Source organism: Pedobacter psychrotolerans (genome assembly GCF_004340665.1).
Taxonomy (GTDB): domain Bacteria; phylum Bacteroidota; class Bacteroidia; order Sphingobacteriales; family Sphingobacteriaceae; genus Pedobacter; species Pedobacter psychrotolerans.
The window spans coordinates 159,642-174,152 of sequence record NZ_SLWO01000003.1 but is presented as its reverse complement, the minus strand read 5'-3'; the positions used below and the strand labels follow the sequence as shown (position 1 = coordinate 174,152).

Here is a 14,511-nt window from a genome sequence, read left to right as displayed (position 1 = left end):
ATATTATTATGAAAAAGATATGCTATATATTCTTCGCCATTGCCATTGCATTTACAGCATGCAAAAAAGGTGATTTAGTAGAAAGTACACCGTATACCAAGATCAATGTTGGCGATCCGGCTTACTCGTTTCTGCGATTCATTAACGTTACGCCAGGTAGTCCGAACATTAACTTCTACTTAAACGATGTCAGAATTACAGGGGCTTACAATGCTTTAAGCGGAGAAACAGGTTTTGGTTACAATACTATTTTCCCTAATCTATCGGGTCAATACCTGCCGATTACGCTAGGTACGAACAAGATTGATGCAAAAATTGTATCCTCCGCAACGGTAGATAAAAGCTTAAACGTTTTAAGTACCAACATCAATACCAATGGAGGCCGGTATTATACCTTGTTTACTACAGGATCTTATAACACTACAGATAAAAAGATTCCATCATCGTACCTGTTGGAAGAAGTGAAACCTGTTTTAGATACGACAAAGGTATTTGTGAGAATGGTAAATTTATACACAGGTGCACCTACAAATATAGATTTGGTTCAAAAGGCTACAGGTCAGGTAATCATCTCAAATATTGCTTTTAATGCTGCATCAGGTTTTGTTGAAATCCCTTTGCCGGGTCAGGCGAATATCTATCAGTTTAACAACGCTGGTACAACTACACCTATATCAACTACAAATTTAACTGCTACACTTACAAAAGGCCAGGCTTATACCTTTATCCTGAGGGGAATAGCAGGTTCTACAACCACGCCTTTTGGTATAAGCTATTATACCTCATTTTATTAATAGGATTTTGTTATCATAAAAAAGAAGTGTTATTATAAATCGATTCTCTTCTAAATTGTCACATTGAGCTTGTCGAAATGCTTTAGAGTACTTCGACAAGCTCATGATGATAGATTTCTAATATAAATACTTATTACAAGATCTTAAATCCTAAACTCAACTGAAATAAGTTAGGCTTTTGGCTGTATTTTTCACTTTTACTGATGTTGGAAAGGCCTGCTTCGTAACGTAAATCAACGGAGATTGCACCTACATCAACACCTGCACCAGCCTGTAATCCCAAGGCTTGATTTTTATAATTGTCAAAATCAGTAGCTTGTTGATAAGCAGAACTGAAACTCGAATTTTCAGCCAGGATAAACGAAATAACAGGTCCGGCCATTACCCTGAAATTTAAATTTTTAGCGCCGAATTTAGTTCCAATTAAAACAGGTACATCAAGTGTGGTAAACCTCACCTTGCCTTCAGCAGCAACCTCGTTATTGTTGTTATTGGTAAAACTGATGAATTTATTGCCTTTGCTACCAATATAAGCTTCGGGCTGTACATAGAAACTCGCACCGCCAATTCTGGCCCAGGCACCAACCTGATAACCCAGGCGATTTTCTTCACTGGCAAAATCTGAATTAAGTTTGGCTAAATTTACACCAGCTTTAACCCCAAGGTTAAATGTTTGCGCTTGAGATGTTGCCCAGCCTAAGGCCAGGAAAACAATAGGGAGAATAAGTTTTTTCATTTTTCTTAATTTTTGCGTGTTTTTTATAGGATAGATAACGATGTTTTAACAAAATTATCATGCATGGTATTTCGGTAATCTCTATTTTTTCACCTCAACAGATAAAAAAGATATTATTGTGCGCAAATATTTTTTACTTTTGCATCAAATAAAATCTGCTATGGCTAATTTTCAACTTACCGATGAAACCGCATTTAAAGTAAAAACAAAGTTCTTAAGGAAATATCGCGACTTAGCCAATGAGCCATTAGAATTTACACCTGGTAAAGAAGATGAATTGATCCTGGATTTAATGCGATTGGTAAAACGAGATCGTACTTATATTGAATTTACCATTCAGAAAGCCTTAGCCGATACCAAAGGCAACAGGTTATAGCCCCAAACTTCTTAAAAAATTCCCCTTTTTTTTTCGTAACGCTTTATTTACGCTGTGCCTGAATAAGTATTTTTAATATTTATCTCTTTTTGTACATTTACACCTATACGATCGTGAATTTATTCGTGGTTAATGCTTTATTATGCAGTATCTCCATATAAATCATTCACATAAATCTTCATTCACGATGACCATTAAATATAACAAAGGATGAAAAATTTAAGATATGCTTTTTTAGTTGCAGGATGTTGCATTGCAATTTTATCTTTTTCATTTAAGGAAGACTTATTTCTGGTTTCAAAAAACCTGGATATTTTCGCCTCCCTTTATAAGGAAATCAATATCAATTATGTTGATGATACCAATGCACCTCAACTTATGAAAACCGGCATAGATGCCATGTTGGATAGCCTTGATCCTTACACAGAATATGTTCCTGAATCGGAAATTGAAGATTACAAGCTTAAATATGTAAGTACCCAATATGGTGGAATAGGTGCCAGTACGGTTATAATTGATGGTAAACTTTTTGTAAATGAAGTAAGCGAAGGTTATCCTGCTTATAAAGATGAGATTAAGGCCGGTGATCAGATTATCAAAATAAACGGCATTGAAATCAAGGGAAAGGAACGGGCCCAGATTAGTCAGTTATTACGAGGGCCAAAAGGTACTCCGGTAGATCTCGTTTTTATCCGCGAAGGAAAGGAACTCACCAAGAAAATAATTCGTGAAAAAATTAAGCAACCAAATGTATCCTATTCTGGTATGGTTGGCGATGGTATTGGTTACATCAAGCTAGATAAGTTTTTAGAAAACTCTGGCCAGGAAGTAAAAGATGCTTTATTAAACATCAACAAACAAAATCCAAAAGGAATTATTCTTGATCTCCGGAACAATGGTGGTGGAATTTTGCAGGAAGCTGTAAAAATTGTTAACCTGTTTGTCAATAAAGATCAGCTTATTGTTACGCAGAAAGGCAAAAATGTAGAAAAAACAATTGCTTATAAAACACAATATCCACCAGTTTCTATTGATCTGCCTTTAGTCGTATTGGTAAATGCAAATTCAGCATCAGCTTCAGAAATTGTGGCTGGTTCTCTGCAGGATCTTGATCGGGCGATTGTGGTTGGGCAAAGGAGCTACGGAAAGGGATTGGTTCAGCAAACTTTTAACCTGCCCTACAATAGTATGGTGAAAGTAACCGTTGCGAAATATTATACGCCATCAGGTAGGTGCATTCAAAAATTGGATTATGCCCATAAAAATGCAGATGGAATTGCCGAACGATTTGCAGATTCTACTATGTTGATGTTTCAAACCAAGGCTGGCCGGAATGTATATAGCGGCAATGGTGTATATCCCGATGTGGTAATTAATGCCGATAAATTAAGTCCGGTAACCATCAATATGATTAACAAGAGCTTGTTTTTTAACTATGCCAATCAGTACAGAAAAAACAATCCAAAGCTTGAATCTGCCAAAACCTTTCAGCTTTCTGATGCGGATTATGCTGCTTTTGTAAATACGCTGGCAGATAAAGACCTGACTTACCAAAGCAAAACAGAACGATTACTTTCTGACTTACGCATTGAAGCAGAAAAAGAAAATAAATCAGCAGAAGTTAAAGCCGATCTGGAAAACTTGAAATACAAGCTAACCGTTTCTAAAAAGACTGATATGGCGGTACACAAATCAGAAATTAAAAGAGTTTTGGAAACGCAAATCGTTAGCCGCTATTTTTATGAAAAAGGCAGAATTGAACAAAGTTTTCAATACGATAAAGAGTTAATGGGGGCTAAAGCTTTATTCGGTAATCAGCCTCAAATGTTGGCTATTTTAAAAGGCGAAGGAAATTATAAGGTAATTGGTAAGCCAATGAAGGAAACAGCCTCCGTAGATTAAACCTAACCCAGATCTCCAAATGAAAAAAATAATAACAGCAGCACTTTGTTTGTTACTAAGCTTGGGGTTGAAAGCCCAGAATTATACACCTACGGCAGATAACTTGAAACAAAGAGCTTGGTTTGGTGATGCCCGGTTTGGTTTGTTTATTCATTGGGGACCTTTTAGTATACCCGGCAGTGGCGAATGGGTAATGAACGAAAGGAAGCTTACCGTACACAATTATACTAATCTTCAAGATTTTTTTAATCCAATTGATTTTAATGCCGAGCAATGGGTAACCATGGCAAAATCGGCAGGCATGAAATATATTACGCTGATTACCCGGCACCATGATGGTTTTAGTATGTGGGATACTAAATATTCAGATTTCAATATTATGCATACCCCGTATAAAAAAGATATTGTGAAAATGATGGCGGATGAGTGCCACAAGCAGGGAATAAAGTTATACCTGTATTATTCTCTTTTGGATTGGCGAAGAGAAGATTACCCACACGAAACTGGTCGCACAGGTCAGTTTTCAGGGAGGAAAGGTAAAGGCGATTACGCCAGCTATCTTGCTTTTATGAAAAACCAATTAACCGAATTGTTAACCAATTATGGTGAAATTGGAGGCATTTGGTTTGATGGTCACTGGGACCAGACCGCGCCTGAAGGATCAAGCGACAGAGCATCACGGATTGACTGGAAATACAATGAAATTTATGGATTGATCCATCAACTTCAGCCCCAATGTATGATTGGTAACAACCATCATTTAATGCCTTTCGCAGGAGAAGATTTTCAAATGTTTGAACGTGATCTTCCCGGGGAAAATAAGTCGGGGTTGAGTTTTCAGAAGGCTTCCGAAAAGTTGCCTTTAGAAACCTGCGAAACCATTTCAAATTCATGGGGATATAATTTAAGTGATACGCTTTATAAATCGAAGAAAGACCTTGTGCATATGTTGGTTAAGGCTGCAAGTTTAGGTTCAAATCTTTTGTTAAATATTGGCCCAATGCCTAATGGCAAAATTCAGCCCGAATTTCAGGATCGTTTGGCTGGCTTAGGTGATTGGCTTAAAATTTATGGAGAAAGCATTTACAATACCCATGGCGGATACATAAAACCACAGGATTGGGGCAGCATCACGCAAAACGATCAAAAAATTTATATCCATATTTTAGATGGAAAAACCACAACACTTCAGTTAAATAATCTTCCTGCAAAGAAAATCAGGAAGGCTTATTTGCTTAAAGATAAAAGCAAAGTGAATTATACCTTCAAAAATTCGAATCTGGAAATTAAAACAGCTTTAAATGATTCAGAGCCAGATCAAGTGATTGTTTTGGAGGTTAATCACTAACCGTAAATTACTTTTTAATGGTTTGTGGTTAAATCTTTTTCACTTATGCTTGAAATTTACGTAAAACGTTTTACTTTTAGACTTTAAATCTATTGTAGGAAATTATAAGCACATGCAATTCAAGAAAATCTCATCTATTCTATTATTAACATCCTCTCTGTTTACCGTTAACGCCTTTTCTCAAAAGAAAAACAGTTTAACACAGTTTGTCGATCCAATTATTGGCTCCGCTAAACATGGTCACGTTTTTGTAGGTACCAATGTTCCTTTCGGGGCGGTACAACTGGGGCCAGACAATGTTTTTGAAGGGTGGGATTGGTGTAGTGGCTATAACTATGTGAGCAATACCATCACTGGTTTTTCGCATACCCATTTAAGTGGTACCGGAATTGGAGACCTTGGAGATATCTCCATTATGCCAGCCTCCGGAGAAACCATCCTACAAAAAGGTAAAAAAGGTGATGAAGATAATGGATACCTTTCCAGGTTTTCGCATGAAAATGAAGTAGCAAAAGCAGGTTATTATAGCGTATTGCTGGATAAATATAAAATTAAGGCTGAGTTAACCGCCACTGAACGCGTTGGTTTTCATCAATATACCTTCCCAAAAAAGGCAGAAACCCCTCATGTCATTATTGATTTGATTGAAGGAATTGGATGGGATAAGCCTGTTAATGCATCATTTAAACAACTGGATGCCACCACAATTGTAGGGCATAGAAACTCTAAAGGCTGGGCCAACGATCAGCGATTGTATTTTGTGATTAAACTTTCTCAACCTTTACAGAAGTTTTCTATCTATAGCGATGATAAACTAGCAAAGGGTACTGATGTAAGTGGTGAAAAAATCAAAGCAGTAATTGATTTTGCATCAGTTAGCCAAAATAAATTACAGATTAAAGTAGCCTTATCGCCAGTGAGTACCGAGAATGCGCTGTTAAATTTAAAAACTGAACTACCAGGATGGGATTTTACATCTACAGTTAAAGCCGCCGATGCGAAGTGGGAAAAAGAACTATCAAAAGTTAAAATTGATGCCTCAGCGACCACCAAAAAAGTTTTTTACACTGCACTTTATCATACCATGATTGCGCCATCTTTATTTAATGATGTCAATAAGGATTATTTAGGTACAGATAAAAAAATACACCGTGCAGCTGGTTTTAACAACCTAACTACTTTTTCTCTTTGGGATACTTATCGTGCAGCAAATCCACTCTATACTATTCTTCATCAGGATAAAGTGAATGATGTGGTAAACACCATGCTGGCGATTTACAAAGAGCAGGGAAAGTTGCCAGTGTGGCATTTAATGGGCAATGAAACCAATACTATGGTGGGTTATCATGCCGTACCCGTAGTGGTTGATGCTTATTTAAAAGGTTACCGTGGTTTTGATGCACAGTTGGCATATGAAGCCGTTAAACAATCTGCCATGCAGAAAACGGATGGCATTGATTACATTCAGAAATTGAAATATATCCCGGCAGATAAAGTAAATGAATCTGTTGCTAAAGCACTGGAATATGCTATTGATGATTATTGTATTGCCATGTTTGCAAAAGAACTGGGCAAAACAGAAGATTATCAGTATTTCAGTAAAAGAGCAGGTTTGTATGCTGAATACTTTGATCAGGATGTGCAGTTTATGAGAGGTAAGCTAGCAGATGGAAAATGGAGATCGCCATTTAGCCCTGTTGCAGCGAAACACCGTGAAGATGATTACACGGAAGGAAATGCCTGGCAATATACTTGGCTGGTGCCACAGGATGTAGAAGGTTTAATTTATCTTTTCGGTGGCGATAAGCCTTTTGTAAATAAGTTAGATTCCTTATTTATTGTTCCCGCTGATTTAGGTAAGGAAAGCTCTCCAGATATTTCTGGATTAATTGGTAATTATGCACAAGGTAATGAACCCGGACACCATATTCCATATTTATATGCTTATGCTGGTCAGCCATGGAAAACAGCCGACTTAATCCGTAAAATTGATCACGACTTCTATACCTCAAAACCGGATGGACTATGTGGAAATGAAGATGTTGGGCAAATGAGTGCCTGGTATGTGTTTTCAGCTTTAGGATTTTATCCTGTAAATCCGGCCAATGGTGCATACGTTTTTGGTACACCGCTGGTTAAGAATGCTACGATTAATTTACCAAACAAGAAAACATTTGATATTAATGTCATTGATAATAGTGCTCAGAACAAATACATTCAGAGGATACTATTAAATGGAAAGCCTTATACCAAGTCATTTATTCTACACAAAACCATCGTAGAAGGTGGTTATATGACGATTTATATGGGAAATCAACCATCTAAATTATGGGGTATATCCGCGAGTGACAGACCAGTTTCCGGAAAGTAAACTTAGTAATCGGATGAATGTTAGCCATATGCCGATATTCATCCTATAAATTCAAATCTTCAATAGTATACATGATATGAGAAAATTGCTTTTATTTTTTTTATTAGTTGCCAACATTTGTGTTCAGGCACAACAACGCTACGAATTAAACACTGGCTGGTTGTGCAATAACATCAAAGAGGTTAAAGTAAATGGTCAGCAATTGTCAAGCACCAATTTTTCGCTTAACAACTGGATGCCTGCAACTGTTCCCGGAACGGTACTGACTACTTTGTTAAATAATAAAAAGGTTCCGGATCCATTTTATGGCATGAACAATGAAAAAATTGAGGATGTTTATAAAACCGGAAATGATCACTACACCTATTGGTTTGTTAAAGATTTTTCTGAAAAGGCGGTGGCTAATGAACAAGTGTGGCTGCAGTTTCGCGGAATAAATTATAAGGCGGAGTTTTATCTGAACGGAAAAAAACTAAACCCCAAAACACACGAGGGGATGCACATCCGGGCAGAATACAACATCACAAAATTCTTATCGCCAACAGGAAAAAACAGATTAGCAGTGGTGGTTTATCCACCTGATTTTCCTGGTAATCCTAACGGTGGGCAAGGTGGTGATGGAACAATTGCAAAGGGATTAACCACGCAATACACCGCAGGGTGGGATTGGATTCAGCCCATTCGAGATAGGAATACCGGAATTTGGGATAAGGTAACCATCGAAAAAACAAAAGCCATTAATGTTAAAAACCCCCACGTAGTTACTTTGGTTCCGGGTAAAAGGTTGCCAACTGGCGCACAAAAACCTGCGACACTAAAAGTATCGGTAGAGGTAGAGAATCCAACCAATAAAGTGGTTACCGGTGTTGTGCAATATCAGATTGCTGGTAAAACCATTAGCAAATCCATATCATTGCCGGCTAGTAAAACTACAACGGTAAACTTTGCAGATCTGTCTATAGAAAATCCAAAACTCTGGTGGCCAAGCGGCTATGGTGCTCAAAATCTTTACGATCTTAAAATTCAGTTTCTTTCCGCAAACCAGGTTTTTGATCAGGAAAGTTTAAAAGTAGGGCTCAGGCAGATTGATAACATCTGGAATGAACATACCAAAAGTATGGGTGCCTATGTAAATGGCCAGAAAATTTTTATTAAAGGTGGCAACTGGATTATTTCAGATGCCATGTTGCGTTTCAGCGATGCCCGTTATGATGCCGAAATCAGGTACCATAAAGATATGAACCTGAATTTGATTCGGATTTGGGGAGGTGCAATCCTGGAACGACCAGAGTTTTATAATGCATGTGATAAATATGGTTTGCTCGTTTTTCAGGATTTCTGGTTTAGCGGCGATTGTAATGGTCGTTGGGTTGATCCGATGAAAAAAGAAAATCAGTGGACTCGGAGAAACTATCCGGATAACCATCCATTGGTTTTAGATGCGATTGAAGATCAGGTGAAAATGATTCGGAATCATGCTTCACTGGCGTTTTGGTGTGGGGGAAATGAAATCACGCCGCCGGAAGATATTTTAAACCCGATTAAAAATGACATATTACCTCGTTTAGATGGCACCCGCCTGTTTTTCGATTTTTCAAACAGTGATGAAATGTCGTTTAATGACCTGGGTGGCAATGGCGATGGGCCATATGGTATTCAGGATCCTAAAAGCTTTTGGAGTACTAAAACATTTCCATACAATTCTGAAGTGGGATCAGTTGGTGTGGGTGATTATGAATCATTGGAAAGGTTTATCCCAGCTAAAAATATGGTTGCTCCTCAGTTTAAGGAAAAGCCAGATTCGGTTTGGGATTACCATAAATACATTGCTTATGAGCAATACATCAATCCATATGGAAAGGCTAAGGATGTAAAAGATTTTGCCATGAAAGCACAATTGGTTAATTACGATCAATACCGTGCTTTAATGGAAGGCTTCTCCAATAAAATGTGGGATTGGTATACGGGGTCAATTATCTGGAAAACGCAAAATCCGTGGACTGCGCTTCGTGGCCAGATGTACGATTATTATCTTGATCCAAATGCATGTTTATATGGTTTAAGAAAAGGAAGTGAATCTTTACATGTGATGATGAATCCTGTTGATAGCATGGTTACCGTGGTTAATAATGGCTTTACAGGTCTTAATAATCTAATGGTTCAGGCAAAAGCATATGACATGGATGGAAAAGAGCATTTCATCACGCAGGCTTTTAACAGTATTGGTCCTTCATCAGTTCGCAGATTTTTCCCTATAAATGATTTCTTAAAAAAACTAGATCAGAAAGAAGGTTTATTTGTATCGCTTCGGATTTTGGATCAGAAACAGCATATCTTAAGTGAAAATATTTACTGGCTTACAGACAAAAATGGTGAATACAGCGGTTTGCAAAAGCTAAAATCAGCACCATTAAAGGTTACAGCTACTCAGAAGCAGGCCGGTAAAGTAGAAGTCATGCTCAGTAATAAAGAAGGTAATCCAGTGGCGTTTTTTAACCGAGTTGCTTTAATTGATCAACAAACTAGAAAGCGGATCCTTCCTGCATTTTATGATGACAACTACATTAGCATCCTTCCGGGAGAAAATAAAACTATTGTGGTTGAATATACCGGAGCACCAGAAAATTTAGCGGTGGAAGTATACGGATGGAATGTTGAGCGCATGAAAGTTCAGGTACAGTAGAATTTGAGGGATTAAGCTAGGCGGGATTGTCAATCCCATCTTGTTTATTGTGAATTTCAATCTGCAATGAATCAGATTAAATTTTGACCTGTGAATGGTGTTGGTTTATCTTTTAGCGGATTAAAAATCCGCAGTTAGGGGGTCGAGATTATAAATCTCGACCAGCACTAAATTTTATGGATGAAGTTGGGTGGGATTTGCAATCCCGTCTAATCTTACTGCGGATTTTTAATCCGCGTTTCAAATCAGCAAACTAGAAAACAAAAACACTAGAAACAGTAAAGGCGATACATCATGCATCGCCTTTATTGTTTGTCTTTCTAAAACTTAGTGAAGCTTTACCTTCAAACCATCCATGTTATTATTTAACTGCAGCTGACAAGCTAAACGAGAATTAGGCAATAAATCTGGCAAAGTATCCAGCATCGCATATTCGTCATCAGTCATTTCGTTAAGTTTTTCTTCACCTTCCAGCACATCTACACAACAGGTAGCACATAAAGCCATGCCACCACAAGTTGCCAGAATATCATATTCAGAGGCTTTCAAAAATTCCATTAAACTTAAGCCCATGTCTGTTGGTGCTTCATGTTCCGTAACAGAGCCATCCGGCTCCTGCATGTATATTGTTATGTTGTTTTCCATTTCGCTCACTTATTAACGCAAACTTAACTAAAACTACAGAGCATTTATAAACACAAATTAAAAAATCCTTAAAATTCTGAAACCCCGTTTACGGTGGTATATTTCATGGTGTATTTCACGCCGGGATTCATGTAAGAATAAGCGCTGTGGCTCATTAATGCAGCCTCGTGGAAACCACTCAGGATTAATTTTAATTTGTTCGTGTAAGTGTTTATATCACCAATGGCATAAATGCCTGGAATATTGGTTGAGTAATCATCAACATTTACCTCAATAGCACTTTTGCTGATGTTTAAATTCCATCCTTCAATCGGACCTAATTTCGGACTTAAACCAAATAATGGAATTAAATGGTCAGCTGCTACAACTGTTTTTTCCATCGTACGATTTTGAACGATTTCAACCTGCTCCAGTTTATCCGTTCCTTGTACAGCTTGTAAATTGCTGTTCAGGATTAAGTTAATTTTTCCACTTTCAGCTAGCGACATTACTTTAGCAACCGAATCAGGGGCACCGCGGAAACTTTCGCTTCTGTGTACTAAAGTAAGTTCCGAGCAAACTTCGGCTAAATAAATAGTCCAATCCAAAGCTGAGTCACCACCACCGGCAATTACCATTCTTTGATTGCGGTATTTCTCCGGATCAAGGATCATATAATTAACGCCTTTACCATTTTCGAAATTCTCTAAATTTTCAACAGCAGGTTTGCGGGGTTCGAAACAACCTAAACCTCCGGCAATAACCACTACTTTAGCTTCGATAATGGTACCCATATTGGTGGTTAATACGAAATCGGCTTCGCCACGTTTTTCTAAACCTTCGATACGCTCGCCTAAAGTAAAAGTAGGATGGAAGGGCTTAGCCTGCTCCATCAAATTATCAATTAATTCCTGTGCCAATACCGAAGGATAACCAGGGATATCGTAAATCGGTTTCTTCGGATAAATTTCAGAAAGCTGACCACCAACTTGTGGTAAGTAGTCAATTAAATGGCAACGCATTTTTAATAAACCGGCTTCAAAAATGGCAAATAAACCAACCGGACCAGCGCCAATTATGGCTATATCAGTAGAGATCATTCAAAAAAAATTTAGGCAAAGTTACAAAATAAACTTTTATGAATGTCTCTATTTAGAAATATTCTAGATAATTCTGTAAGCTTTTTGTATTCAGTATTTTATATGCTTTAAACTAATTAAAAACAAAAGTTAAAGGTTTTGTGTGCTTTAAAGCAAATTATAATTGGTCTATGGGTTTAGTGGGAGATGAATTTACTGGTTGGTTTAAATGCTTTAAATAGAGAAAAGCAAATCAACTTGCGAAGTCTAAAAGGCCAGGAGTGCAGAAAGACTTCGACAGTTTAATAACGTGATTCAAAACTTCAATAGACTGACGAAGTTCCTCTAACACACAGGCCAACTAAACTTCGTAAGTCGAATCAAACACTTATATTATGAAATCATCTAATTTAAGAATTATCAAAAATGATCGTAAAAAATTTACCAACTCATTCCCAAATTCTGAAACACAAAGCTCCAAACATCAGCTGCTTCCTCAATCAACTTAGTGGTTGGTTTTCCTGCACCGTGCCCTGCCTTTGTTTCAATCCTGATGAGGATCGGGTTTTCACCTTTATATTTCTCCTGCAAGGTTGCTGCAAATTTAAATGAATGCGCAGGAACTACGCGATCGTCATGGTCTGCTGTAGTAATGAGTGTAGCTGGATAATTAACGCTGGATTTGACGTTATGTAGTGGTGAATATTTGATCAGATAATCAAAATCTTCTTTTTTATCGCTGGTGCCGTATTCTACTGCCCATCCCCAGCCTACGGTAAATTTATGATAGCGGAGCATATCCAAAACACCAACAGCCGGTAAAGCTACTTTAAAAAGTTCTGGTCTTTGTGTCATGCAGGCACCAACCAATAAACCGCCATTTGAACCCCCGGAAATTGCAATTTTAGCCGGATTGGTATATTTCTCTTTTACCAGGTATTCTGCAGCAGCAATAAAATCATCAAATACGTTCTGCTTTTTTGCCAACATGCCCCCTTTATGCCAGGCCTCTCCATATTCACTCCCACCACGCAAACTTGGCTGTACATAAATTCCGCCTTTTTCCAGAAACAACATTCTGGATAAGCTGAAAGATGGTGTTAAACTCACTTGAAAACCACCATAAGCATACAGGTAAACAGGGTTATTGCCATCAAGTTTAATCCCTTTTTTATGGACGATAAACATCGGAACTTTAGTGCCATCCTTCGAAGGGTAGAAAACCTGACTGGTTTCGTAATTATTGATGTTTAATTTCAATTCAGATTTTTTGTGCAGCACAGATGTTGCTTTTGCAATGTCATAACGATAAATGGTTCCCGGAGTGGTAAAGTTGGTGAAAGTGTAAAAGAATTCTTTATCCTCTTTATAGCCTCCAAAGCCAACAACAGTGCCAATTTCCGGAAGTTTAACCTCGCCGATTTTAGCTCCGTTTAAAGCAAACTGAACAATATTAGTGCTGGCATCTTTCAGGTAGGAAGCCCATAAAAAGCCACCACCGCTAGCTACAGCCTCTAATGGAAGTTCAGATTCAGGTATGATTTTTTTCCATTTTTTAGGATCTGGATTTTTAGGATCGATTAAAACCACTTGTTTATGTTCTGCATCCAGATCTGTATAGAGGAACAGCTGATCTCCATTATTATCAATAACATTATGATTGTGATCATAACCTTTTACTAACGCAGATATTTTGCTGCCTATCTCATTTAAATCCTGGTAATATAATGCGTTTCCTGATGTTCCGGCGCCTGCAGAAATAATTAAGAAACGTTCATCTTCTGTTACATCAGCACCAAAGTATAAGTTGGGATTGGTTTTATCTTCAAAAATTAACTCATCATCCTTTTGTGATTCGCCCAGTTTATGGTAGTAAATCTTTTGAAACTTGTTGGTTGCAGACAAATCTGTCCCTTTTGCAGGTGCATCAAATCGGCTGTAATAAAATCCATCGCCTTTCCAGGCCGCACCAGAAAATTTAGTCCATTTTAACTCATCGCTTAATTTGGTTTTGGTCGCAATATCCATCACATAAACACTGCTCCAGTCTGAACCAGCTTGCGCCACCGAATAGGCTACATATTTTTTATCATGAGAAAACCCAAGTAAAGAAACTGCAGCGGTACCATCAGTGGTAAGTTTGTTAGGGTCAAGAAATACCTCCTCTTTTCCTTCCAGACCCTTTTTGATATACCATACACCTTGATTTTGTAAACCATCGTTTTTACCAAAGAAATAATACTCACCAACTTTAATCGGTGCACCTTCCTTTGGATAATTCCAGATTTCGGTGAGTCGCTTTTTAATGTCAGCGCGATAGGGAATCTGACTCAAGTAGTTCTGGGTCACTTTATTTTCTGCTATTACCCAGGCTTTGGTTTCAGCAGAGGTATCATTCTCAAGCCACCGATAAGGATCGGCAATGGTTTTACCAAAGTATTGATCTGTTGTACTATCTTTTCTGGTATCAGGATATTTCATTCGTGTTATTTTATCTATTGGTTTTTTATCTTGATTACAAGCCAAAAGGCTTAGCGCAAATAAGCCAAATAAAAGTTTGTTTTTCATAGTAGAAATCATTTATTTACTAATATATGA

General features: G+C 37.7%; 10 protein-coding genes. 6 read left to right on the top strand and 4 right to left on the bottom strand.

Going from position 1 to position 14,511, the window contains the following annotated elements:
- The first annotated feature begins 8 nt into the window (after positions 1-8).
- Entirely contained in the window at positions 9-794 is a 786-nt protein-coding gene (locus EV200_RS08170) for a DUF4397 domain-containing protein (protein ID WP_132531004.1), read from the top strand.
- Between the two features lie 133 nt (positions 795-927).
- On the opposite strand, the gene EV200_RS08165 is transcribed toward EV200_RS08170, so the two are convergent.
- The gene (locus EV200_RS08165) at positions 928-1,530 is read right to left on the bottom strand and encodes a porin family protein (RefSeq protein WP_132531002.1); all 603 of its coding nucleotides are present in this window, start codon (positions 1,528-1,530) and stop codon (positions 928-930) included.
- A gap of 160 nt (positions 1,531-1,690) precedes the next feature.
- Here EV200_RS08165 and EV200_RS08160 point away from each other — a divergent pair, with 160 nt between their 5' ends.
- The 5 genes from EV200_RS08160 to EV200_RS08140 all read left to right on the top strand — a co-directional run bounded on the left by EV200_RS08160 (position 1,691) and on the right by EV200_RS08140 (position 10,210).
- The gene (locus tag EV200_RS08160; RefSeq protein ID WP_132531000.1) at positions 1,691-1,906 is read left to right on the top strand and encodes a hypothetical protein; all 216 of its coding nucleotides are present in this window, start codon (positions 1,691-1,693) and stop codon (positions 1,904-1,906) included.
- Between the two features lie 210 nt (positions 1,907-2,116).
- Positions 2,117-3,808 carry a S41 family peptidase gene (locus tag EV200_RS08155; protein ID WP_132530998.1) on the top strand — a complete coding sequence of 564 codons (1,692 nt, stop codon included), beginning with the start codon at positions 2,117-2,119 and terminating at the stop codon, positions 3,806-3,808.
- 19 nt (positions 3,809-3,827) lie between these two features.
- Positions 3,828-5,156: an alpha-L-fucosidase gene (locus EV200_RS08150; RefSeq protein WP_132530996.1), complete on the top strand. Its 1,329-nt coding sequence runs from the start codon at positions 3,828-3,830 to the stop codon at positions 5,154-5,156.
- Positions 5,157-5,268: 112 nt separating this feature from the next.
- Positions 5,269-7,527, top strand: a complete 2,259-nt coding sequence (locus tag EV200_RS08145) for a GH92 family glycosyl hydrolase (protein ID WP_132530994.1) — start codon at positions 5,269-5,271, stop codon at positions 7,525-7,527.
- A 76-nt stretch (positions 7,528-7,603) separates the two neighbouring features.
- Positions 7,604-10,210 (top strand): glycosyl hydrolase 2 galactose-binding domain-containing protein, encoded by a 2,607-nt coding sequence (locus EV200_RS08140; RefSeq protein WP_132530992.1) that lies wholly within the window; start codon positions 7,604-7,606, stop codon positions 10,208-10,210.
- A 327-nt stretch (positions 10,211-10,537) separates the two neighbouring features.
- Here EV200_RS08140 and EV200_RS08135 read toward each other — a convergent pair whose 3' ends face one another.
- The 3 genes from EV200_RS08135 to EV200_RS08125 all read right to left on the bottom strand — a co-directional run bounded on the left by EV200_RS08135 (position 10,538) and on the right by EV200_RS08125 (position 14,481).
- Positions 10,538-10,855 (bottom strand): 2Fe-2S iron-sulfur cluster-binding protein, encoded by a 318-nt coding sequence (locus EV200_RS08135; RefSeq protein ID WP_132530990.1) that lies wholly within the window; start codon positions 10,853-10,855, stop codon positions 10,538-10,540.
- Between the two features lie 68 nt (positions 10,856-10,923).
- On the bottom strand, positions 10,924-11,934 hold the full coding sequence (locus EV200_RS08130) for an NAD(P)/FAD-dependent oxidoreductase (protein WP_132530988.1): 1,011 nt from the start codon (positions 11,932-11,934) through the stop codon (positions 10,924-10,926).
- Positions 11,935-12,354: 420 nt separating this feature from the next.
- The gene (locus tag EV200_RS08125) at positions 12,355-14,481 is read right to left on the bottom strand and encodes a prolyl oligopeptidase family serine peptidase (protein ID WP_132530986.1); all 2,127 of its coding nucleotides are present in this window, start codon (positions 14,479-14,481) and stop codon (positions 12,355-12,357) included.
- Positions 14,482-14,511 lie beyond the last annotated feature (30 nt).